Here is a 21,042-nt window from a genome sequence, read left to right on the forward strand (position 1 = left end):
GTGCGCTTCAGAGAACTTCCGACACTTCTTCGCGTTCGGCGGTAGTGGTATAGGGCGCTGATGTGCTGGAATGCTGCCCGTTCCGCCCAGCACATCACTGGGTAAATGAAACGCGCTTCCACCCATGCAACTTCCCTCCATGGAGGAAGGACCCCCGATGCTTCGCCAGATTCCGCGACGGCGGGTAATCGCCGCCGGTGTCGTGACCACGGTCGCCACCCTGCTCGCCGGATGTACCGGGGGCGCCAGTGGCGGGGCGAACCAGCCGGTCACGGGGCTGCGCCTGATGGCGCCGGCCAAGCCGGGCGGTGGCTGGCACCAGTCCGCGCAGGCCATGCAGGACGTGCTGCTCAAGGAGAAGCTGGCCACCGGCGCGCAGGTGTTCAACGTGGAGGGCGCGGGCGGGGTCACCGGCCTCAAGCAGATGGCGGGCGAGAAGGACGACAAGCTGCTGATGATCATGGGTCAGGTCATGGTCGGCGGCATTCTGAACGCGAAGTCGGACAAAACGCTCAAGGACACCACGCCGATCGCCAAGCTCACCGGCGAGGCGCTGGTCATCGTGGTCCCGGCCGCCCAGACCGAGATCAACCTGCAGGACTTCCTGACCACCTGGAAGCAGGACCCCAAGGGCACCGTGATCACCGGCGGCTCGGCGGGCGGCGCGGACCAGATCCTGGCCGGACTGGTCGCCGACGAGGTCGGCATCGACCCCGGTCAGGTGAACTACGTGGCCAACTCCGGTGGTGGCGAGGCGGTGGCCAAGCTGCTCTCCGGCGAGGTCAAGGCCGGTATCTCCGGGGTCTCGGAGTTCTCCGAGCACGTCAAGTCCGGCAAGCTGCGCGCGGTCGCGGTCAGCGGTGACAAGCGCTCCACGCTGCTGCCCGACACCAAGACGCTCAAGGAGCAGGGCGTGCCCATCTCCTACCTGAACTGGCGCGGCGTGGTGGCCCGCCCCGGCCTGTCCGAGGGCGCCAGGCAGACCCTGGTCGACATGGTCACCAAGATGCGCAACAGCGAGGCGTGGAAGCAGACGCTGAAGGCCAAGGACTGGGAGGACGCCTGGGCCACCGGCGCGGACTTCTCCAAGTTCATCGACGAGGACGAGGCACGGGTGAAGAAGATGCTCGCCGAAATCGGCGGGATCAAGTGACCACCAGCACCGACCACAGCTCGGCACTCGGCCGTCCCGGAAAGCGGGGCGGCCGAGCCCTCGTCAGCGGTGAGCTGCTGCTGACCGCACTGCTCGGCGGCCTGGGCGTCTACGTCCTGGTCGAGACTCCGACGATCATGGTCCCGCCGGCCGCCGCGGTGGCCGGGCCCCGGCTGTTCCCCTACCTCATCGGCGGCCTGCTGGTCGGGGTCGCGGTGCTGCTCACCGTGCAGGTGCTGCGCGGCCAGGCCGCCCCGCCGGAGGAAGGCGAGGACGTCGACCTCAGCCAGCGCAGCGACAAGCGCGCGGTGCTGCTGCTGGTCGGACTGTTCGCCGGGCACGCGGTGCTGATCGAGCCGATCGGCTGGCCGCTGGCCGCCGCGCTGCTGTTCGCCGGCACCGCGGTGATCCTGGGCGCCCGCCGCTGGTGGGTGATCGTGGTCAGCGCGCTGGCCCTGGCCCTGGCGCTGTGGGCGGTGTTCGTCTTCGGCCTCGGCGCCTACCTGCCCGGCGGCCCGCTGCAGGGCCTGCTCGGGTGAGCGCGCTGCTCCAGGGCTTCCAGAGCGCCCTGGCCGTGGAGAACCTGCTGTTCGCGCTGCTCGGCGTGCTGCTGGGCACGCTGGTCGGGGTGCTGCCGGGAATCGGCCCCGCCATGACGGTGGCCCTGCTGCTGCCGATCACCTACCTGGTGCCGCCGGCCGCCGCGCTGATCATGTTCGCCGGCATCTACTACGGCGGCATGTACGGCGGCTCCACCACCTCGATCCTGCTCAACACCCCCGGTGAGTCCGCCTCGATCATCACCGCCCTGGAGGGCAACAAGATGGCCAGGGCGGGCCGGGGCGCGCAGGCGCTGGCCACCGCGGCCATCGGCTCCTTCGTCGCGGGCACCATCGGCACCCTGCTGCTGTCCCTGCTCGCCCCGCAGATCGCGGAGTGGGCCATCAAGCTCACCTCGGCGGACTACTTCGCGCTGACCGTGCTGGCCTTCTGCACCGTCTCGGCGATGCTGGGCGCCTCGCCGTTGCGCGGGGTGGCCGCGCTCGCGCTCGGGCTGTTCCTCGGGCTGATCGGCACCGAGTCGCAGACCGGGCAGAGCCGGTTCGACTTCGGCGTGGACGAGCTCTCCCGCGGCGTGCCGGTGGTGGTGGCCGCGGTCGGCCTGTTCGCCGTCGGCGAGGCGCTGTACGTGGCCTCCAGGATGCGGCACGGGGCGCCGCAGGTGATCCCGGTGAACAAGGTCTGGTGGCTGCCCAGGGAGGACCTGAAGCGGTCCTGGCGGCCCTGGCTGCGCGGCACCCTGATCGGCTTCCCGATCGGCGCGGTGCCGGCCGGCGGCGCGGACGTGACCACGTTCCTGTCCTACGCGGTGGAGAAGAAGCTGACCAAGCGGCCCGAGGAGTTCGGCAAGGGCGCGATCGAGGGCGTGGCCGGTCCGGAGGCGGCCAACAACGCGGCCGCGGCCGGGGTGCTGGTCCCGCTGCTCACCCTCGGCCTGCCCACCTCGGCCACCGCGGCGATCATGCTGGCCGCGTTCACCAGCTACAACATCCAGCCGGGCCCGCTGCTGTTCGAGACCGAGCCGGTGCTGGTGTGGACGCTGATCGCCTCGCTGTACGTGGGCAACGTGCTGCTGCTGGTGCTGAACCTGCCGCTGGCCGGGCTCTGGGTGAAGATCCTGCGAGTTCCCCGGCCGTACCTGTACGCGGGCATCCTGCTCTGCGCCTCGCTGGGCGCCTACGCGGCCAGCAGCGCCTGGCAGGGCCTGGTCGTGCTGGCCGGGATCGGGCTGCTCGGCTTCGTCATGCGGCGCTACGGCTGGCCGGTGGCCCCGGCCATCCTCGGGCTGATCCTGGGCCCGGTGGCCGAGACCAACCTGCGCAAGGCGCTGCAGATCAGCCAGGGCGACGTGGGCGCGCTGGTGCACACCCCGTTCTCCATCGTGGTGCTCGGCGCGGCCGTCCTCGCGGTGGGGGTGCCCCTGGTCCTCCGGGCCCGGGCAGCCGCGAAGAACAGGGCCGAACTGCGGGAATCCACATCGATAATCTGAAAGTTGGTTCTTTTCCAACGTCCTGTTGTGCAATCGCTGGTTGTGGTTGGTTGCTCGCCATGCGTGTTCAACGAGGAACGATGGCGGCCGGCGCCCTGCTGATGGCCGCCGCACTGGTGGCCGGGTGCGGAAACGGTGGCAACGCGGCGCCCGGTGCGCCGATGGAGGGCTTGCGCCTGATGGTGCCTGCCAAGGCCGGTGGTGGCTGGCACCAGACCGCGGAGGCGGTGCGCAACGTGCTGCAACGCGACAACCTGGCCACCGGGACCGAGGTGTTCAACGTGGCCGGGGCCAACGGCATCACCGGGCTGAACCAGCTGACCGGCGAGCGCAACGAGAAGGTGCTCATGGTCATGGGCAAGGTCATGGTGGCCAGCGTGATCAACTCCAAGTCCAGCAAGACGCTCAAGAACACCACCCCACTGGCCCGGCTGACCAGCGAGAGCATGGCGCTGGTGGTCCCGGCCAAGTCCCCGTACACCAACCTGCAGGACTTCCTGACCGGCTGGAAGCAGGACGCCAAGGGCACCGTGGTCACCGGTGGTGTGGTGGCCGACGTGGACCACATCCTGTCCGGGCTGATCGCCGACGAGGTCGGCATCGACCCCAAGGTGGTCAACTTCCTGCCGAACCAGGGCGGCGGCGGCGAGTCGGTGGCCAAGCTGCTCTCCGGCGAGGCGAAGGCCGGCATCTCCGGCGTCTCCGAATACGCCGAACAGGTGAAAGCCGGGAACCTGCGCGCCCTCGCGGTGTCCGGCGACAAGCGGTCAAAGCTGCTGCCTGAGGTTAAAACGTTGAAGGAGCAAGGAGTGCCCATCTCCTACGTCAACTGGCGTGGCGTGGTCGGCACGCCGGACCTGGCGGGCAGCGCCAAGACCGACCTGGTGAACATGTTCAGCAAGCTCAAGGAGAGCCAGGCCTGGCAGCAGATGCTGCGGGACAAGGACTGGGAAGACGCTTTCCTGGCCGGCCCGGACTTCGACAGCTACATCGAGTCGGAGAGCGCGGCGGCGAAGAAGGTGCTCACCGAGATCGGTCTTGCCTAGCCACAGGACCTGGCACCACACAACACGCACGGCAGAGGCGGGGAATTGAGCACGTTCGACTACGTCATGCAGGGGTTCGCGGCCGCGGTCACCGTGGAGAACCTGCTGTTCGCCCTGGGGGGCGTGCTACTGGGGACGCTGGTCGGGGTGTTGCCGGGCATCGGTCCGGCGATGACCGTCGCCCTGCTGCTGCCGATCACCTACTCGGTGCCACCCGCGGCCGCGCTGATCATGTTCGCCGGGGTGCTCTACGGCGGGATGTACGGCGGTTCCACCACCTCCATCCTGCTCAACACCCCTGGCGAGTCGGCGTCGGTGATCACCGCGCTGGAGGGCAACAAGATGGCCCGGGCGGGCCGGGGGGCACAGGCGCTGGCCACTGCCGCCCTCGGCTCGTTCGTGGCCGGCACCATCGGCACCGTGCTGCTGGCCCTGCTCGCCCCGCAGGTCGCGGACTGGGCGGTGCACCTGACCTCGGCGGACTACTTCGCGCTGACCGTGCTGGCCTTCTGCACGGTGGCCACCATGCTCGGCGGCAGCGCGATCCGCGGCTTCGCCAGCCTGGCCCTCGGCCTGGTGCTGGGCCTGGTCGGCCTGGACCCGATGTCCAGCCAGGAGCGCTTCACCCTCGGCATCGGTGAACTGGTCAACGGCGTCGACCTGGTGATCGCCGCGGTCGGCCTGTTCGCCGTCGGGGAGGCCCTCTACACCGCCGCCAGGCTGCGCCACGGGGCGCCGGAGGTGATCCCGGTCAACCGGGTCTGGTGGCTGCCCAAGGAGGACCTGAAGCGGTCCTGGAAGCCCTGGCTGCGCGGCGCGGCGCTGGGCTTCCCGCTCGGCGCGGTGCCTGCGGGCGGCCCGGTGATCTCCACCTTCCTGTCCTACGCGGTGGAGAAGAAGCTGGCGAAGAAGCCGGAGGAGTTCGGCAAGGGCGCGATCGAGGGCGTGGCCGGGCCGGAGGCCGCGAACAACGCGGGCGCGGCCGGCATGCTGGTCCCGCTGCTCACCCTGGGCCTGCCCACCTCGGCCACCGCCGCGGTGATGCTGGCCGCCTTCGGCAGCTACAGCATCGAACCGGGCCCGCTGCTGTTCCAGAGCCAGCCGCTGCTGGTCTGGACGCTGATCGCCTCGCTGTACCTGGGCAACGTGATGCTGCTCGTCCTGAACCTGCCACTGGTCGGCATCTGGGTGAAGATCCTGCGCATCCCGCGGCCGTACCTGTACGCGGGCATCCTGGTCTGCGCCTCGCTCGGGGCCTACGCGGGCAGCCAGCAGTACTCGGGGCTGCTGGTGCTGCTGGCCCTCGGCGTGCTGGGGCTGGCCATGCGGCGCTACGGCTGGCCGGTGCTGCCGGCCATCCTCGGGCTGGTGCTCGGGCCGATCGCGGAGGAGAACCTGCGCAAGGCGCTGCAGGTCAGCCAGGGTGATCCGGCCACGCTGCTGGCCAGCCCGTTCGCCAAGATCGTGCTCGGGCTGGCCCTGCTGAGCATGCTGGCCCCGCTGCTGCTGCGCGGCCTGAAGGCGCTGCGCGCCCGGCCTGCCGGGGTCAGTTGACCGGCGCCGACGGCGGCAGCAGCTGGAGCACGTCCAGGCGGGTGTTGAGCAGCTTGTTGCTCTCCATCATGTCCGCGACCCGCTGCAGCCGGACCGGGTTGATCGACACCGGGAAGGTGCCCACCGCCACCAGGGCCGCGGTCTGCGGGTCCAGGGTGGCGTACTTGATCAGCACTTCCTGCACCTTGAGGTGGTTGGTGCCGAGCAGCTGGGCCTCGCTGAGCACCTGGCGGAAGGCGGCGAAGGTCTTCGGGCTCTCCTCGGCCGCGCGCCGGGTGGCCGCGTAGCCGGACATCGGGAAGTCCAGGGTGCCGCCGCGGGCGGTGTCGCTGAGCACGACCGCGCCGATCTGCTTCTGCACCCTGGTCAGGTGCGGCTCCACCATCCAGGCCGCCTCGACCTTGCCGGTGAGCAGCGCGGACTCCATCTTGCCGAACTCGACCTGCTCCAGCTTGACCTCGTTCACCCCGGCCGCCTTGAACACGGTCTTGGTGGTCAGCGCGCCGATGCTGTCGGTGGAGTCCACGCCGATGGTCGGCCGGGAGTTCCCGCGGTTGAGCGCGGTGAAGGTGGAGTTCTTCAGGGTGACCAGGGCCATCGTGTTGGTGCCCGCCTGGTACGCCTCACCCTGGAGCTGGAGCTCAGCGCCCTCGGCCGCGGCCTTGAAGAAGGTCACGTGGCTGGCGAAGGCGATGTCGATGGTCCCGTTGTTCAGGGCCGCCATCGCCTCTTTTTCAGAGTTCATGCTGATCGTGTCGACGTTGAGGCCGATGGCGGAGAACTTGCCGTCCTCCTTGGCCATGAACAGCGGCGCCACGTCCACCAGCGGCAGGAAGCCGACTCGCAGGGTGGTCTTCTCCAGCACCGGCTTGGCGCCGGCGCCGCCGCCGCTGAAGAGCGAGCAGCTCGCCGTGACCGCCACCATTGCCGTGCTCAGCACCACTGCCACGCTGCGGCGCAGTGTCTTGTTCGCCATCGGGAGAGCCTCTCGCCGTCCTGCTTCTAGCCGCGTGCTGCCACGGCTGACCTACATCGCGGTGCACGCGCTGTCTGTGCGCAGTGTCGCAGTGTGCCGGAAGTAGATGCTAACGAGGTAGAGACCACCCACAAGCAGGACTTCAGGTAGAGCTTTGGACACGTTGCGCAATCCTGCCCTTTCGCGCGGTGGGGGATTCCCACTAGGCTCTCCGGCCTAGCCGCTGGTGGTTCAGCTCTGCCACGCGTGTGCTCGGCGCCAACCCCCCTGGCGTCCCGAGTAGGAGCTGTGCTGCAATTCGGCCCGATTCGCGAGTCCAACCTCGGTCCGGGGAGGGACCGGGACACTGCTGCTGGAAGAGGAAGCCCAGGGTGGCCCGTCGAGAGAAAGGTCCCAGCCAGCGTGGCGTGGGGGAAGCCCCGCGCTCGGAGACCCCCGAAAAGGGTGATGAGGCGGCTTCGAAGAGTAACGGGGCCAAGCAGATGCCGGCAGCGACACCGGACTCCACACCGGTGAGCACGGACAAGCCATCGCAGGCCAGGTCCGCGCAGGAGGTGGGCGCGGCCCGCTGGCGCCTGCGCAACTGGCGCCTGCGCAGCAAGCTGCTCGCCGTACTCCTCATCCCCACGGTGGTCGCCCTTGTGCTGGGTGGCGTCCAGGTGACCAACGAGATCGACCAGGCCGGCCGGCTGGCCAGGCTGGCGACGCAGGCCCAGTTGCAGGGCAGCGTGGCCACGTTGGTGCACCAGATGCAGCGCGAGCGGGACCTCACGGTCCGCTACGTCGCCTCCACCGATAACGAGAAGGAAGACCAGGTCGGTGTGCTGGACCGCCAGCGCAAGCGCGTCATCGACGCCACCGAGGTGCTGCGCAACCAGCTCAACGAGGTCGGTCCCTCACTGGATGACGACACCAGGCGTTCCTACGTCACCGTCGTGCAGCAGCTGGAGCGGTTGAACCGGCTGCGCCAGGTGGCGGGCGTCACCGCGTACCCCGAGTCCGAGATCCTGCGCAACTACACCGAGTCCATCGGGGCCCTGCTGGACCTGGGTGAGATCGCGGGCACCCAGGCCAACGATCCGGAGCTGATCCGGCTGCAGCTGGCCGCGGTCGCCCTCGGCCGGGCCAAGGAGCAGGTCTCCCGCAAGCGCGCGATCCTGCTGGACATCCTGCAGCAGAAGAAGTTCGAGCCGACCCAGACCAGGCAGATCCTGGCCGCGGACGCCGAGCTGGAAGCCGCGCGCAACGACTTCCGCAAGTCGGCCACGCCGGAGCAGCGGCGGCAGTACGACGACACCGTCACCGGTCTGATCGTCGACGTGGCCAACGACATGCAGGAGGCCGTGCTCCAGCTGGCCGCCCAGCCGCAGGCCCCGCAGGCCGCGGCCTTCGGCAACCTGGCCACCGACCGCTGGGACATGGCCGCGACGCTGACCATCAACCTGACCCAGCGCGTCGAGAGCTCGCTGATCGACCAGCTCAAGGCGGACACCGCGGCCGCGGCGGCCGCCGTGCGCGCCTCGGCGACCACCCGCTCCATCCTGGTGCTGGCCGCGCTCGCGCTGGCCGTGTTCCTGGCCATGCTGGTGGCCTACTCGCTGCTGCGCCCGCTGCGCACCCTGCGCCGCACGGCGCTGGAGGTGGCCGACCGGAAGCTGCCGGAGGCGGTCGAGCGCATTCTGGCCGCGCCGGACCCGACCGCGGCGGCCAAGACCGCCATCGAGCCGGTGCCCGTGCACACCCGCGAGGAGGTCGGGCAGGTCGCCCGGTCCTTCGACGCGGTGCACGGCGAGGCGGTCCGGCTGGCGGTCGAGCAGGCGCTGCTGCGGGACAACGTCAACGCGATGTTCGTCAACCTCTCCCGCCGGTCCCAGGCGCTGGTCGAACGCCAGCTGAGCCTGATCGACCGGCTGGAGCAGGACGAGCAGGACCCGGACCAGCTCTCCAGCCTGTTCGAGCTGGACCACCTGGCCACCCGGATGCGCCGCAACTCGGAGAACCTGCTGGTCCTCGCGGGCACCGACCTCACCAGGCGGCTCACCCGCCCGGTGCCGGTGGCCGAGGTGGTCGGCGCCGCGGTCTCCGAGGTCGAGCAGTACGCCAGGGTGCAGGTCACCGCGGTGCCCGACCTGGCCGTGATGGGCCGCGCGGTCAACGACGTGGTGCACCTGGTGGCCGAGCTGCTGGACAACGCCACCGCGTTCTCCGACCCGAACACCAAGGTCACCGTGCGCACCGCGCGCACCCGCAAGGGCGAGCTGGCGATCGAGATCAGCGACCGCGGTGTGGGCATGCCCGAGCAGGAGATCACCGACTACAACCAGCGGCTGGCCGACCCGCCGGAGGTCGACGTCGCGGTCTCCAGGCGGATGGGCCTGTTCGTGGTCGGCCGGCTGGCCCAGCGGCACGACATCCGGGTCCGCCTGCGCAACAACGAGGACATCGAGGGCGGCACCACCGCGCTCGTGGTGGTCCCGGCCGAGCTGATCCAGGCGCTGGGCTCGCCGTCGGCGGGCCGGACCTCGGCGGGGTCGCTGTTCACCCAGTCGCACACCGGATCGCAGCCGCCGGTGCCCTCGCCCTACCAGCAGACCGCCGCCTCGGTGATCAACACCGGCGAGCACCAGTCGCTGTTCACCTCGACCTCCGCCCCGGCGGAGCAGAGCCAGCCGTCCCTGCCGCCGGTCCCGCCGGTGGCGGAGCCGGAGCAGCCCGCCGAGGTCAGCGGCCCGGTGGCGGACTCGGGCGACCACCCGGACCTGACCGTCCAGGTGCTCACCGGCCGGGGCGAGCAGGACCCGGCGGCTCCGCCGGAGCTGTCCGCGCCGAGGGACATCTTCCAGCCCGTGGTGCCGCCTGCGCCGCAGCCGGAGCCCGTCCCGGAGCCGGAGCCCGAACCGGTGGCCGAGCAGACCCAGGCCGGCCGCAACCCGATCGTGCCAAGGGCCTCGGTCACCCCGCCCGCCTACGGCGCGCTGAACGGGACCGGGGAGCGCCCCAAGGGCGTCGAGTACGACCTGGACGCCCCCACCGAGCGGCTGCCGATCTACGAGGCGGTGCTCTCGCAGTGGTTCCAGGCCGTGGACAGCGAGCCGGTCGGCGGGGCCGCGCCCTACCTCGGCTCCGACCGCGGCGACCTGGGCCTCGGCCCGGTCCCGCCGGTGAAGTCCTCGGCCGCTGCCCAGGCGGCCCGGCCGGAGCCGAAGACCGAGCAGGTCCGGCGACCCGAGCCCAGGACCGAGCAGGTCAGGGCGCCCGAGCCGCCGCGCCCGGCAGAGCCCCAGCGGCCTGCCGAGCCGCCGCGGCCGGTGGAGCCGCAGCGCGCGGTCGAGCCGGAACGCCCGGCCGAGCGCTCCGCGCCGCAGCCCGCGGTGCCGGTGGCCAAGGTGGAGCCGGAGGCAGAACCGGCCCCGCAGCGGCGCCCGGCGGTTGAACGTCCGGCCGCGCGCCTCCAGGATGAGACGGTGACCGCACGCCGCCCGAGCACCGACTGGCATTCGCCAGGCGATGAGGGCTGGCAGCAGGCCGAGGCCGTGCTGAGCAGTGCCAAGGCGCTGTCCCAGCAGACCCCGTCCGGACTGCCCAAGCGGGTGCCGAAGGCGCACCTGGTGCCGGGCTCGGCGGCACCCCGTCAGCAGACGCTGCCGTCGAAGACTCCGGCGTCCGGTCGCTCCGCGGACAATGTTCGTGGGAGGATGTCAAGTTTCCAGCAGGGTCTGCGCCGGGGAAGGCACGCCAGGATCGATGTCCTGACGAACGAGTCGGCTCAGGGACCGAACGACGACGAGACCCGCTCCAACGGGCAGGCGAGGAACGAGGAGCAGCCGTGAACGAGCCAGCGGTGACGGCCCTTGAGGAGGAGTCCGCGTGACCGAGTCAGTCCAACAGCCAGGCAGCTTCGGTTGGTTGATCACTGACTTCGTGCGCCGGGTGCCCGGTGTCGCCCACGCGGTCGTGGTCTCCGCCGACGGTCTGATGCTCGCGGGGTCGGAGGGCCTGCCCAGGGATCGCGCCGAACAGCTGTCGGCGGTCTCCTCCGGCCTGGTCAGCCTGACCGCGGGTGCGGCGCGGTGCTTCGAGGCGGGCGAGGTGGCCCAGACGGTGGTCGAGATGGAGCGGGGCTACCTGTTCCTGATGTCGATCAGCGACGGGTCCTGCCTGTCCGTGCTCGCGGCGCCGAACTGCGACATCGGCCTGGTGGCGTACGAGATGACCTTGCTCGTGGAGCGGGTCGGTCAGCAGCTCACCCCCGAACTGCGCGCCCAGCTGCACGGCGTGGTGCGCAGATAATGAGTCGACGGGGGTGACGCGGCGATGACCACAGGTTCAGGCTTCACTGGCGACCGGTTCGACTACAAGGAGTGGGCGCTGGGCGGCTTCGGATACAACGAGCCGGACGACGACGGCGAACTCCGGGCGGAGCACCCGGACACGCTGTCGCCGCGCGGCGGGCTGGACGGGATGGGCTCAGGGCTGTTCGGCGGCCCTGGCGCGGACCTGTTCGGCGGCGGGATGGTCGAGGACTCCCCCATCCCCCAGCAGGCCGCGCCGGGGGCCGCCTCGGCCGAGCCGGACCCCTTCACCGAGACCGGTTCGCTGGTGCGCCCCTACACCCGGACCGGCGGGCGTACCCGCCCCGACTACGACCTGGCCATCGAGGCGCTGGTGTCCACCAGCGACCACGGCCGGGACGCCGCGGTGCTGCCCGAACACCGCTCGATCTGCGGGCTCTGCCTGGACGCCCGCTCGGTCGCCGAGGTCGCCGCACACCTGCGGCTGCCGCTGGGGGTCGTGCGGGTGCTCATCGGCGACATGGCGGGGCTCGGGCTTGTCACGATTCACCAGGGCGGTTTGGTAATGGGGGACCGGCCGTCGCTTGCGTTCCTGGAAAGGGTGCTCAGTGGCCTCCGCAGGCTCTAATCCCCGCAACGCGCCGGACACCCGGCGGGCCACCACCTCGGCCAAGATCGTGGTGGCCGGCGGGTTCGGCGTCGGGAAGACGACGTTCGTCGGCTCGGTGTCCGAGATCGTGCCGCTGACCACCGAAGCGGTGATGACCGAGGCCAGTGTCGGGGTCGACGACCTCAGCGCCACGCCGAACAAGGTCACCACCACGGTGGCGATGGACTTCGGTCGTGTCTCGCTGGACAGCGACCTGATCCTCTACCTGTTCGGCACCCCCGGCCAGCACCGGTTCTGGTTCATGTGGGACGACCTGGTGCGCGGCGCCATCGGCGCGGTCGTGCTGGTGGACACCCGCAGGCTGGCCGACGCCTTCGCCTCGATCGACTTCTTCGACGACCGGCAGCTGCCCTACGTCGTGGCGATCAACTGCTTCGACGGGACGCTGCACCACCGCGTCGAGGACGTGCGCGAGGCCCTCACCATCGAGGAGTCGGTGCCGATCATCACCTGCGACGCCCGCAGCCGGGAGTCCACCAAGCAGGCGCTGATCCACCTGGTGGAGCACGCCATGCGCCAGTGGATGGCCGTCCGCGCGGGCTGAAACGCACGAAGGCCCCGGCTGAACCAGCCGGGGCGCTTCGGGCTACCGCCGCTAGCGCTTCGCGCGTTCGGTGATCTTGGCCTTCGCTGCGGCGCGGATCCGCTCCGCCGCGGACTTCCGCGAGTCGTCATCGCCCACGTGCAGGCCGACTCCCGCGGCTGTGCCGCACCCGGCCCCGGCCGCCGCGGAGATCGGCTTGACGCCCACTCCGGCCGCCGCCGAGCAGGCCAGGCCCGCGTCGGCGACCACGGCCACCTTCAGGTCGCCGACCCCGGCGCCCGCGTTCAGCCGGGTCAGCTCCACTCCCGCGGCCGGCCGGACGTTGATGTTCGGCACGTCGTTCGCGGCCCTCGGCTGGACCTTGACCTTGGGTTTGGCCCTGGCCTTGGCCTGCCGGTCGGCGATCTTGGTGGTGGCCGTCTTCCTGATCCCGTCGCCCAGGTCGACGTCGACGTCCGCGTCGACGCCCAAGTCCAGGCCGATCCCGACGTCCACGCCGTCGTCGTCGTCATCGTCGTCATCGTCGTCGCCGAGGTCGACGCCGACGCCGACGCCAACCCCGAGGTCGACGCCGATGCCGATGCCCAGGTCGATGTCGCCGATGCCGATGCCGATGCCGAGCCCGCTGATCGAGATGCCCGCGTCCACGCCCGCGTTGACGTTCGGCCGGTCGTGCGGCCAGTGGTGCGGCCAGTGGTGCGGCCGGTCGTCAGCCGAGGCCAGTCCAGCACAGGCCAGCATGCCGAGCGACACCGCTGTGAAGCCCGCCGCTGAGCGCAGGGCCAGTCGGGAAATGGTCATGCCATTCCTCCTCGCAGTTGGTTCGGTCGGAGGTGGCCGGTGCAGGTGACAACCTCCGCTGCGAAGAACGCTAAGCGCGAACAGGCCACTATAAAGGGTGGTCCGATGCACCGGACGAGTGGACCGTCCACATTGGACCATTGTGCCTGGACTGGGCGTGTATTCGCAGGCGGAAACGATTCAGTTCGACGTCGTTCCGTATTAGATCTTGGCTGGGCCATCATGACCGGCGACCGCCGGAGGAGTGGGTGAAGCGCGCAGCGAGATCAGGCGTCCTCAACTACGGCCACCGAGGTGATCCGGTGCACCGGGAACCGGCGCAGGGTTCCGTGTGCCTGGTCGAACCCCTCGAGCATGCCGCCGGCCACGCTCACCGGGTTCACCACCCGCTGGCTGGCCACCCCGTGGTTGTCCACGAAGCCGAGCCAGACGCTGCGGCCCGCCTCGGCGGCCCCGCGCAGCAGGGCCAGGGTGGTCGCGCTGTCCGTCGGGGAGATTGTGGCACCCCTCGGTGTGGCCGCCGCAGCGTCCCCCGCTTTCATCTGCGCGACCACCGCGAGCAGCTGTTCCTCGCTCGGCCCGCCGGGCACCACCGGACGGCGGTTGTGCCTGATCCGGGCGGTGATCCGGCGGCCGGCCGGGCGCAGGTCGAGCACCTGCCCGTCCGGTCCCTCGGCGGCCGGGGCGAACCCGGCGGCGCGCAGGCCGTCCAGCACCTCGGCCAGGCTCATCGGGCTGACCAGCACGGTGGGCGCGATCCGGCGCAGCGCCAGCCGGTCGGCCTCCGCGCTGGCCAGCACCTCGGCCACCAGCACCGGGTCGTCGCAGCGCAGGAAGGACCCGGCCGCGCCGCCGCGCAGCCGCCCGTGCCGCCGGGCCACGTCGTCGATCAGGTAGGTCAGCGACTGCGGCACCGGGGTGCGCGAGCGGGTCCGGAACAGCTCGTGCAGGTCGGCCGCGGTGCGCCCGGAGTCCAGCGCGCGGCGCGCGGTGGCCTCGGTGACCCGGTAGACCGTCGCCCCGCCCGCGGACTCCACGTCGGCGACCAGCGCGATGTCGGCGGCCAGGTCGGCCTCCAGCGGGCCGGGCGCGACCACGGTCAGGTCGGCCTGCACCAGCACGTGGTCCACCGGCGCGGGCATCGCGTCGGCCATGGTCTTGGCGGCCGCGGTCGGCCCCTCGGTCAGCAGGGTGCGGCCCGGCCCGCTCAGCGCGTCCAGCGCGAGCACGCCGAGCACGGTGCCCTCGGCCACCGTCCACTCGACCAGGTCGTCGCGCAGCCTGCCGCCGCGCCGGGGCGCCCGCCAGGCCAGCACCGCGGCCAGCTGCCGCACGTCCTTGACCGTGGCGCCCGGCGGCAGGTCGGCCAGCACGTCCAGCACCCGCCGCCGCTCCCGGGGCGCCAGCGGGCGGCGCAGGTCCTCGGTGAGCACGCCCAGCGGCCGGTCCTTCTCGTCCCGGCGGCCGTAGAGGCCGGGCAGCCGGGGCAGGTCCAGCCAGGCCTGCGCCAGGGTGGCCCAGCGCTGCTCGGGGGTGCCGACCAGCCAGGTGTCGGCCAGCGTGGTGGGCACCCACTCCGGCTCGCCCGCCTCGCTGTCGGCCGCCAGGCCCGCGCCGACCACCAGCTCAGCCAGCAGCCCGGCCCTGCGCTCCTCGACGTCGATCTCCTTGGCCAGCCTGCGCAGCTCCCGCACGCCGAGCCCGCCGGAGCGCAGCACCGGCGGCGGCTCCTCGCTCCAGAACCCGATCAGCCCCTCCACCTGGCGCAGCAGCTCCATCGCCGCCCCGGCCGCGGTGGCGTCCACGGTGGCCTGGTTGTGCGCGCCGGTGTCCAGCGCGGGCTCGGTCACCTCCACGGCCCGGAACGCCCGGTTGCCGCGCAGCGCGAGCCCGACCTGCCTGGGCAGCTCCACGGTCTCGGCGTCCCGGCGCAGCAGCAGGCCGCGGGCGAGCAGCTTCTGCACCGGGTTGCGCGCCTTCTCCAGCGGCACCACCGTGCCCGCGTCCCTGGTCCGCCCGGTGGGCTGGCCGTCGGCCAGCGTCTCCAGCAGCTTGCGCTCGGTCTCGTCCAGTCCGGCCAGCAGCGCGGGCAGGTCCGCCCCGTCCAGCCGGGGGTCCGGCCTGCCCAGCCCGGCCGGGAACAGGGTCACCGCCTCGGTGGCCGCGGGCGGCACGGACAGCGCGGTGTCCGGCCCCCAGGCCAGCGCGCGGGAGCGCAGCAGCTCCACCGCGGCCCTGGTCGCCTTGACCGGCACACCCTTGCCGAGCAGCGCGGAGACCTCGGCCAGCGGCCGCGGCGCGGTGTCCGCCCCGGCCAGCAGCAGGGCTTCCAGCACGGTCAGGGTGAAGGAGTCCAGGTCCTCGCAGGCCCTGGCGATGGAGGCGCGGATGCCGGCTCTGGTGGCCAGCACGCTGGTGTCGCCGGGGGAGGGGGTGGCCAGGTCGGGGCGGGCGCGCAGCAGAGCGGCGAGCCTCGTCTCGTCCTGCGCGCGCAGCCACGCGGCGAGTGAAGGACCGGACATCCCCTCCACGGTATCTGCCCGCGGCAGATCGTCGGGCACACTATGGCGCGTACGACGACAGAGGAGGATTGACGTGTCCAAGGCCGAGCGCCACGCGGAGCGGATCGAGCCCACCTGGCCGGAGGGTCCCTCCGAGAAGGAGCACGCGGTCAGCGAGCTCGTCAGCCATCTCCAGGGCGCGCAGTCGCCGTTCGGCGAGGTGAGCTTCCCGTTCGAGTCGGTGCCCTACAGCCACCCGACCACGGTGATCAACAAGTAGCCGGAACCGGTTCACGCGGCTCGGAATTCAGCTTTCCGAGCCGCGTGCGTACTTTAAGTAACCCGGGACTACGCTCATCGGTTGAAAGCGTTGTCTTGGAGGCCACCAATGCCGGTTCCTGGTCCGGGTTATTCGATCACCGTCCGCCTCGAGGCGCCGCCGTCGGCGAGTGCGGCCGGGGACCTGGCGAGCGCGGTGGGCCGGGTCGGCGGCGTGATCACCGCCTTCGACGTGGTGGAGTCGCACAACGACCGGGTGATCGTGGACATCACCTGCAACGCGATCTCGGCCAACCACGTCAACGACATCACCGACGCGCTGGCCCTGCTGCCCGGCGTGACCGTGCGCAAGATCTCCGACCGCACCTTCCTGATCCACCTGGGCGGCAAGCTGGAGATCGCCTCCAAGATCGCGCTGCGCAACCGGGACGACCTCTCCAGGGCCTACACCCCCGGCGTGGCCAGGGTCTGCCAGGCCATCGCGGCCAACCCCGAGGACGCCCGCCGCCTGACCATCAAGCGCAACACCGTGGCCGTGGTCACCGACGGCTCCGCCGTGCTGGGCCTGGGCAACCTGGGCCCCGCCGCCGCGCTGCCGGTGATGGAGGGCAAGGCGGTGCTGTTCAAGAAGTTCGCCGGGGTGGACGCCTGGCCGGTGTGCCTGGACACCCAGGACACCGAGGAGATCATCCGCGCGGTGGAGCTGATCGCCCCGGTCTACGGCGGCATCAACCTGGAGGACATCGCCGCGCCGCGCTGCTTCGAGATCGAGGCCCGGCTGCGCGAGAAGCTGTCCATCCCGGTCTTCCACGACGACCAGCACGGCACCGCGATCGTGGTGCTGGCCGCGCTGCGCAACGCGCTGCGCGTGGTGGGCAAGGAGATCACCGACACCAAGATCGCGGTCTGCGGCGTCGGCGCGGCCGGTTCGGCGATCATCCGCCTGCTGCTCAAGCAGAAGCCGGGTGACATCATCGCGGTGGACGTGGACGGCATCGTGCACCCCGGCCGCGAGGGCATGGACCCGAACCTGAAGTGGGTGGCCGACAACACCAACGCCGGCCAGGTCACCGGCAGCCTGCACGACGCGCTGGTCGGCGCGGACGTGTTCATCGGCGTCTCCGCGCCGAACCTCTTCGGCGCCGAGCAGGTGGCCACCATGGCCAACGACGCGATCGTGTTCGCGCTGGCCAACCCGGACCCGGAGATCGACCCGCTGGAGGCCCAGCAGCACGCCGCCGTGGTCGCCACCGGCCGCAGCGACTACCCGAACCAGATCAACAACGTGCTGGCCTTCCCCGGCGTCTTCCGCGGCCTGCTGGACGCGCACGCCAACTCCATCACCGACGACATGCTGGTGGCCGCGGCGGGCGCGATCGCCGACGTGGTCGCCCCGGAGCGGCTCAACGCCTCCTTCATCGTGCCCAGCGTCTTCGACACCAACGTCTCGCCGGCGGTGGCCGAGGCGGTGCGCAAGGCCGCTGGATCGGCCGTGTCCGGCTGAGAGCGGTGGGCCCAGGGCTGCTCCGCCGGGTCGCGTGCGCAAGCGCCGGAGTCCAGGTCGTTCCTGGCGGTGCCGCCGGGACAGCCTCGTACCGGGCGTACTCGGCTGTTCCGGCGGTGCCGCCAGGAACGGGCTGGGCCCGGCGATTGCGTGCGTGACCCGGCGGAGGAGCCCTAGCATTCGCTTGTGAGCGAACGCGGTGAGCTGACCCACGTCGACGCGGCCGGGGCAGCGCGGATGGTCGACGTCTCCGGCAAGGAGGCGACCAGCCGCAGCGCGGTGGCCTCCGGCGTGCTGCGCACCACCGCCGAGGTGGTGGAGCTGCTGCGCCGGGACGGGCTGCCCAAGGGCGACGCGCTGGCCACCGCGCGGATCGCCGGGATCATGGGCGCCAAGCGCACCCCGGACCTGGTGCCGCTGTGCCACCCGATCGCGCTGGCCGGGGTCGAGCTGGACCTGGCGCTGGGCGCGGCCGAGGTGGTGATCACCGCGACGGTCCGCACCACCGATCGCACCGGGGTGGAGATGGAGGCGCTCACCGCGGTGGCCGTCGCCGGGCTCACCCTGCACGACATGGTCAAGGCGGTCGACCCGGCCGCGGTGCTGGACGCCGTCCGGGTTGACCGCAAGGAGGGTGGGAAGACGGGACTATGGACGAGACCGCAGCCGTGAGCCCGCGCAGTGCCCGGGTGGTCACCGCCTCCAACCGCGCCAGCGGCGGCGTCTACGCCGACCGCACCGGCCCGGTGATCGTCAGCTGGCTGCGCGAGCGCGGCTTCTGGGTGCCCGAGGCCGACGTGGTGCCCGACGGCGACCCGGTGGGCCAGGCGCTGCGCAAGGCGGTGACCGAACGGGTCGACGTGGTGATCACCACCGGGGGCACCGGCATCAGCCCCACCGACCGCACCCCGGAGGCCACCAGGGCGGTGCTCGACTACGAGGTGCCCGGCCTGGCCGAGGCGATCAGGGCCGCGGGACGGCCTGAGGTGCCCACAGCGGCCCTCTCGCGCGCAATGGCGGGGGTGGCCGGTAGAACCCTCATCGTGAACCTGCCGGGCTCCACGGGCGGCGTGCGGGACGGTCTGGCGGTGCTGGACGGCGTGCTGGACCACGCGGTGAGCCAGCTCCGCGGCGGCGACCACGCCCCCGGCGGCGGTCCGCGCACCGGCCCGGCGGCCGCCGTGCTGCGCGCCGAGGTCACCGAGGACCCCGTTGACGTGGAGGAACACGCCCGACTGGTGGCCCATCCGGCCGCGGGCGCGGTGGTCACCTTCGCCGGCGTGGTCCGCGACCACGACGAAGGCCGCGGTGTGACCGAGCTGGAGTACAGCGGGCACCCCAGCGCCGCCGAGGTGATCGCCGAGGTCGCCGGGGAGATCGCGCTGCGGCACCGGGGCGTGCGGGCCATCGCGGTCAGCCACCGGATCGGCCAGCTTAAGATCGGCGACGCCGCACTGGCCTGCGCGGTGGCCGGCGAGCACCGCCGCGAGGCCTTCACCGCCTGCGCCGACCTGGTCGACGAGGTCAAGCGCCGCCTGCCCATCTGGAAGCGCCAGCTGTTCACCGACGGCGCCGAGGAATGGGTCAACTGCCCCTGAGCACACACGAAACCCCCGGCCGCCACGTGAACGACCGGGGGTTTCGCGAATCGTGCCTAGCGAGTCAGTGGACTCACTTCACGTCGAGCTTCTGACCCGGGAAGATCAGGTCAGCGTCCTTGACGATGTCCTTGTTGCGCTCGAACAGCGCCTTCCAGCCACCGTTGACCTGGAGCTTCGACGCGATGGTCGACAGGGTGTCACCCGCGACGACGGTGTAGTCCGCGCCGTTCTTGTCGGTGACGACCGGAGCCGGCGCAACCGGAGCGGCCGGCTTGATGACCGGCTTGCTGACCACGGGCTTGGGCGCGGCCTGCTTCTTCACGACCGGCTTGGCCGCGGGCTTCGGGGCGGGAGCGGGCTTGGCGTTGCCGCCGCCACCGCCACCGGCCACACCGGCCTTCTTGCCGCACTGCGGCCACGGGGTCAGCTTGCGGGCCGAGTACAGGCGCTCGGCGACAGCGATCTGCTGCTCACGAGTGGCCAGGTGGGCGTACGGGGCGTACTGGCCGCCACCGTTGGAGAGCCAGGTGCCACGGTCGAACTGGAGGCCGCCGTAGAAGCCGTTGCCGGTGTTGACGTTCCACCGGTTGCCGCTCTCGCACTTGGCAAGAGCGTCCCAGTTCACGCCACTCGCAGCGCTGGCGGTACCGGCCACGGCCATCGGGGCGGCCACGACGGCACCGGCCACGACAACGCGGGCCACGGTGCGGGTGATGTTGGACTGCTTGCGGTGCTTGCCTCGGTAAGAAGCCATTTCCCTCTCGCCAACCGCGCCTACGAGGTGAGCTGTCGGATTCGGACCGGTGGTGCTGGCCCGGCCGGTTCTCACCGGCTTCACCCCAAGGGCGCTGACTGCTCGCCCGGAGTTGGTTCCCCCGCCCCTGTCCAGTTGAAGTTTCGCTCGGGGTTTGGTCGGGAACTCGCTTGGACAGGGCTTGGCGCTACGAGTTCCCGTCGTGCTGGCCGGTTCGGGGCCGACCGAGAAGCGACCGTACGTAACGCAGCAGGGGTCCGCCAAACCTTCTGGACTGTGTCCGTCGTCACTGTAACGTTTGGCGAAGTTCTGCGATGACGGGTGTCTCCCCAGGTCAGTCTGCCGTTACCGCGCCGTGTCCTTACCGAGATCAATCACCGTCGGTGAGGCGTGGCTCACCCCGTCGCGGCACCCGAGTGACCCCGTAGGAACGCGGCGAGCCCGGCGAGGTCGTCGGTGTTGAGGTGATCGACTCCGGCCGACGCGAGCTCCCGCCAGAGCGCCGCCCGCGCGGCCCCCGGCACGTCCGGCGTCGCCCAGAACCGCAGCCGCTGCCCGCCCGCGTGCACCCGCCCGACGAGCTCCCGCAGCTTGGCCCGCTCCGCGGCGGGCATCTCGCCCTCACCCCGCCAGCCGAACAGCTTCGTCCAGTTGTCGGACACCAGCGGCGCCAGCGCCGGGTCCGCGCCGGGACCCAGGTCGGCCGGATCGGTGAGGCGTCCGTCATAGAAGGCCAGCCGATCCCGCTGACCAGCCATGACGGCTCTCGGCCGGTCCCCGGAGATGACCGCCGTCACCGCCCCGCGCAGCACACAGCCGTGCAGGTACCGGCTGAACATCCAGGAGTACCGCGGCGACCGCAGCACCCGGTCCAGCTCGGCGTAGACCGCGGCCCCGTTGGTCTTGATGTCCACCAGCAGCTGGAACAACCCGGCCCGCCCCGGGTAGACCCGGCCGCCGTTGGCCAGCGCCCGCTTCCGCAACGGCTCCAGGTACAGGGCCTGCAACGTCCGCTCCGGCCGCAGGTCGCCGGGGTCGTGCCCGACCAGCAGCGCCCCGTCCACCAGGTAGATGTCGGCCTCGACGCTGGTGAACCCGTGCGCCAGCGCGTCCAGCAGCGGCCGCCCGTGCTCGTAGTCGTTGTGCGCGTGCGCCTGCGCCAGCGGCTTCACCCGCCCGGCCGCCGCCGCCGGCGCCACCGCCCCACCCAGCAACCCGGCCACCGCCAGCCCGACCAGCGCCGCCCGCAACCCGATCCGCACACCGACCTCCCGAGTGAGTCTGGGGCGCAAAGTAAAGCGGACGAACGACCGGCCG

At 71.5% G+C, this 21,042-nt stretch carries 18 protein-coding genes and 1 riboswitch; of the genes, 13 read left to right on the plus strand and 5 right to left on the minus strand.

Going from position 1 to position 21,042, the window contains the following annotated elements; genetic code table 11:
* Positions 1-157 precede the first annotated feature (157 nt).
* The 5 genes from N8J89_RS02520 to N8J89_RS02540 all read left to right on the plus strand — a co-directional run bounded on the left by N8J89_RS02520 (position 158) and on the right by N8J89_RS02540 (position 5,803).
* Entirely contained in the window at positions 158-1,153 is a 996-nt protein-coding gene (locus N8J89_RS02520) for a Bug family tripartite tricarboxylate transporter substrate binding protein (protein ID WP_283662749.1), read from the plus strand.
* A complete protein-coding gene (locus N8J89_RS02525) occupies positions 1,150-1,692 on the plus strand; it encodes a tripartite tricarboxylate transporter TctB family protein (RefSeq protein ID WP_283662750.1) in 543 nt (180 codons plus the stop codon). The genes N8J89_RS02520 and N8J89_RS02525 overlap by 4 nt, the downstream gene beginning before the upstream one ends.
* Positions 1,689-3,203, plus strand: coding sequence for a tripartite tricarboxylate transporter permease (locus N8J89_RS02530; RefSeq protein WP_283662751.1), 1,515 nt, complete (start codon positions 1,689-1,691; stop codon positions 3,201-3,203). The genes N8J89_RS02525 and N8J89_RS02530 overlap by 4 nt, the downstream gene beginning before the upstream one ends.
* Positions 3,204-3,283: 80 nt before the next feature.
* Positions 3,284-4,249, plus strand: a complete 966-nt coding sequence (locus tag N8J89_RS02535; protein WP_283662752.1) for a Bug family tripartite tricarboxylate transporter substrate binding protein — start codon at positions 3,284-3,286, stop codon at positions 4,247-4,249.
* Between the two features lie 66 nt (positions 4,250-4,315).
* The gene (locus N8J89_RS02540; protein WP_283666070.1) at positions 4,316-5,803 is read left to right on the plus strand and encodes a tripartite tricarboxylate transporter permease; all 1,488 of its coding nucleotides are present in this window, start codon (positions 4,316-4,318) and stop codon (positions 5,801-5,803) included.
* On the opposite strand, the gene N8J89_RS02545 is transcribed toward N8J89_RS02540, so the two are convergent.
* Positions 5,796-6,779, minus strand: coding sequence for an ABC transporter substrate-binding protein (locus tag N8J89_RS02545; RefSeq protein ID WP_283662753.1), 984 nt, complete (start codon positions 6,777-6,779; stop codon positions 5,796-5,798). The genes N8J89_RS02540 and N8J89_RS02545 overlap by 8 nt on opposite strands.
* A 482-nt stretch (positions 6,780-7,261) precedes the next feature.
* On the opposite strand from N8J89_RS02545, the gene N8J89_RS02550 reads away from it, so the two are divergent.
* Genes N8J89_RS02550 through N8J89_RS02565 form a run of 4 tightly spaced genes read left to right on the plus strand, consistent with a single transcriptional unit; the run spans position 7,262 to position 12,285 of the window.
* Entirely contained in the window at positions 7,262-10,609 is a 3,348-nt protein-coding gene (locus tag N8J89_RS02550; protein WP_283662754.1) for a sensor histidine kinase, read from the plus strand.
* 37 nt (positions 10,610-10,646) lie between these two features.
* Complete coding sequence (locus N8J89_RS02555) at positions 10,647-11,069, plus strand: roadblock/LC7 domain-containing protein (protein WP_252482332.1); 423 nt, start codon at positions 10,647-10,649, stop codon at positions 11,067-11,069.
* A gap of 24 nt (positions 11,070-11,093) precedes the next feature.
* Complete coding sequence (locus tag N8J89_RS02560) at positions 11,094-11,699, plus strand: DUF742 domain-containing protein (protein ID WP_252482333.1); 606 nt, start codon at positions 11,094-11,096, stop codon at positions 11,697-11,699.
* Positions 11,680-12,285, plus strand: coding sequence for a GTP-binding protein (locus tag N8J89_RS02565; RefSeq protein WP_252482334.1), 606 nt, complete (start codon positions 11,680-11,682; stop codon positions 12,283-12,285). Before N8J89_RS02560 ends, N8J89_RS02565 begins: the two co-directional genes overlap by 20 nt.
* 51 nt (positions 12,286-12,336) lie before the next feature.
* On the opposite strand, the gene N8J89_RS02570 is transcribed toward N8J89_RS02565, so the two are convergent.
* A complete protein-coding gene (locus tag N8J89_RS02570) occupies positions 12,337-13,086 on the minus strand; it encodes a hypothetical protein (RefSeq protein WP_283662755.1) in 750 nt (249 codons plus the stop codon).
* 266 nt (positions 13,087-13,352) lie between these two features.
* The gene (locus N8J89_RS02575; protein ID WP_283662756.1) at positions 13,353-15,608 is read right to left on the minus strand and encodes a helicase-associated domain-containing protein; all 2,256 of its coding nucleotides are present in this window, start codon (positions 15,606-15,608) and stop codon (positions 13,353-13,355) included.
* A gap of 73 nt (positions 15,609-15,681) precedes the next feature.
* Between N8J89_RS02575 and N8J89_RS02580 the strand changes: the two genes are divergently transcribed.
* The 4 genes from N8J89_RS02580 (at position 15,682) to N8J89_RS02595 (ending at position 18,968) form a co-directional block, all read left to right on the plus strand.
* Entirely contained in the window at positions 15,682-15,867 is a 186-nt protein-coding gene (locus tag N8J89_RS02580) for a hypothetical protein (RefSeq protein WP_283662757.1), read from the plus strand.
* 108 nt (positions 15,868-15,975) lie between these two features.
* Positions 15,976-17,370 (plus strand): NAD-dependent malic enzyme, encoded by a 1,395-nt coding sequence (locus N8J89_RS02585; protein WP_283662758.1) that lies wholly within the window; start codon positions 15,976-15,978, stop codon positions 17,368-17,370.
* A gap of 186 nt (positions 17,371-17,556) precedes the next feature.
* Positions 17,557-18,042, plus strand: a complete 486-nt coding sequence (gene moaC / locus N8J89_RS02590; RefSeq protein ID WP_283662759.1) for a cyclic pyranopterin monophosphate synthase MoaC — start codon at positions 17,557-17,559, stop codon at positions 18,040-18,042.
* A complete protein-coding gene (locus N8J89_RS02595) occupies positions 18,021-18,968 on the plus strand; it encodes a molybdenum cofactor biosynthesis protein MoaE (protein ID WP_283662760.1) in 948 nt (315 codons plus the stop codon). The genes moaC and N8J89_RS02595 overlap by 22 nt, the downstream gene beginning before the upstream one ends.
* A 73-nt stretch (positions 18,969-19,041) precedes the next feature.
* On the opposite strand, the gene N8J89_RS02600 is transcribed toward N8J89_RS02595, so the two are convergent.
* Positions 19,042-19,725, minus strand: coding sequence for a transglycosylase family protein (locus tag N8J89_RS02600; RefSeq protein WP_283662761.1), 684 nt, complete (start codon positions 19,723-19,725; stop codon positions 19,042-19,044).
* A riboswitch (cyclic di-AMP (ydaO/yuaA leader) is annotated at positions 19,725-19,883 on the minus strand. It overlaps the preceding gene by 1 nt.
* A 237-nt stretch (positions 19,884-20,120) precedes the next feature.
* Complete coding sequence (locus N8J89_RS02605; RefSeq protein ID WP_502868407.1) at positions 20,121-20,987, minus strand: phosphatidylinositol-specific phospholipase C/glycerophosphodiester phosphodiesterase family protein; 867 nt, start codon at positions 20,985-20,987, stop codon at positions 20,121-20,123.
* Between the last annotated feature and the right edge of the window lie 55 nt (positions 20,988-21,042).

This window comes from Crossiella sp. CA-258035 (genome assembly GCF_030064675.1).
Lineage (GTDB): Bacteria > Actinomycetota > Actinomycetes > Mycobacteriales > Pseudonocardiaceae > Crossiella.

Excerpts from the sequence above, each read along its gene's own strand:
- N8J89_RS02535 (WP_283662752.1), top strand. The coding sequence starts at position 3,284 with ATGGCGGCCGGCGCCCTGCTGATGGCCGCCGCACTGGTGGCCGGGTGC.
- N8J89_RS02545 (WP_283662753.1), bottom strand. The coding sequence starts at position 6,779 with ATGGCGAACAAGACACTGCGCCGCAGCGTGGCAGTGGTGCTGAGCACG.
- N8J89_RS02520 (WP_283662749.1), top strand. The coding sequence starts at position 158 with ATGCTTCGCCAGATTCCGCGACGGCGGGTAATCGCCGCCGGTGTCGTG.
- N8J89_RS02585 (WP_283662758.1), top strand. The coding sequence starts at position 15,976 with ATGCCGGTTCCTGGTCCGGGTTATTCGATCACCGTCCGCCTCGAGGCG.
- N8J89_RS02570 (WP_283662755.1), bottom strand. The coding sequence starts at position 13,086 with ATGACCATTTCCCGACTGGCCCTGCGCTCAGCGGCGGGCTTCACAGCG.
- N8J89_RS02595 (WP_283662760.1), top strand. The coding sequence starts at position 18,021 with ATGGACGAGACCGCAGCCGTGAGCCCGCGCAGTGCCCGGGTGGTCACC.
- N8J89_RS02540 (WP_283666070.1), top strand. The coding sequence starts at position 4,316 with ATGCAGGGGTTCGCGGCCGCGGTCACCGTGGAGAACCTGCTGTTCGCC.
- N8J89_RS02575 (WP_283662756.1), bottom strand. The coding sequence starts at position 15,608 with ATGTCCGGTCCTTCACTCGCCGCGTGGCTGCGCGCGCAGGACGAGACG.
- N8J89_RS02550 (WP_283662754.1), top strand. The coding sequence starts at position 7,262 with ATGCCGGCAGCGACACCGGACTCCACACCGGTGAGCACGGACAAGCCA.
- N8J89_RS02600 (WP_283662761.1), bottom strand. The coding sequence starts at position 19,725 with ATGGCTTCTTACCGAGGCAAGCACCGCAAGCAGTCCAACATCACCCGC.
- N8J89_RS02560 (WP_252482333.1), top strand. The coding sequence starts at position 11,094 with ATGACCACAGGTTCAGGCTTCACTGGCGACCGGTTCGACTACAAGGAG.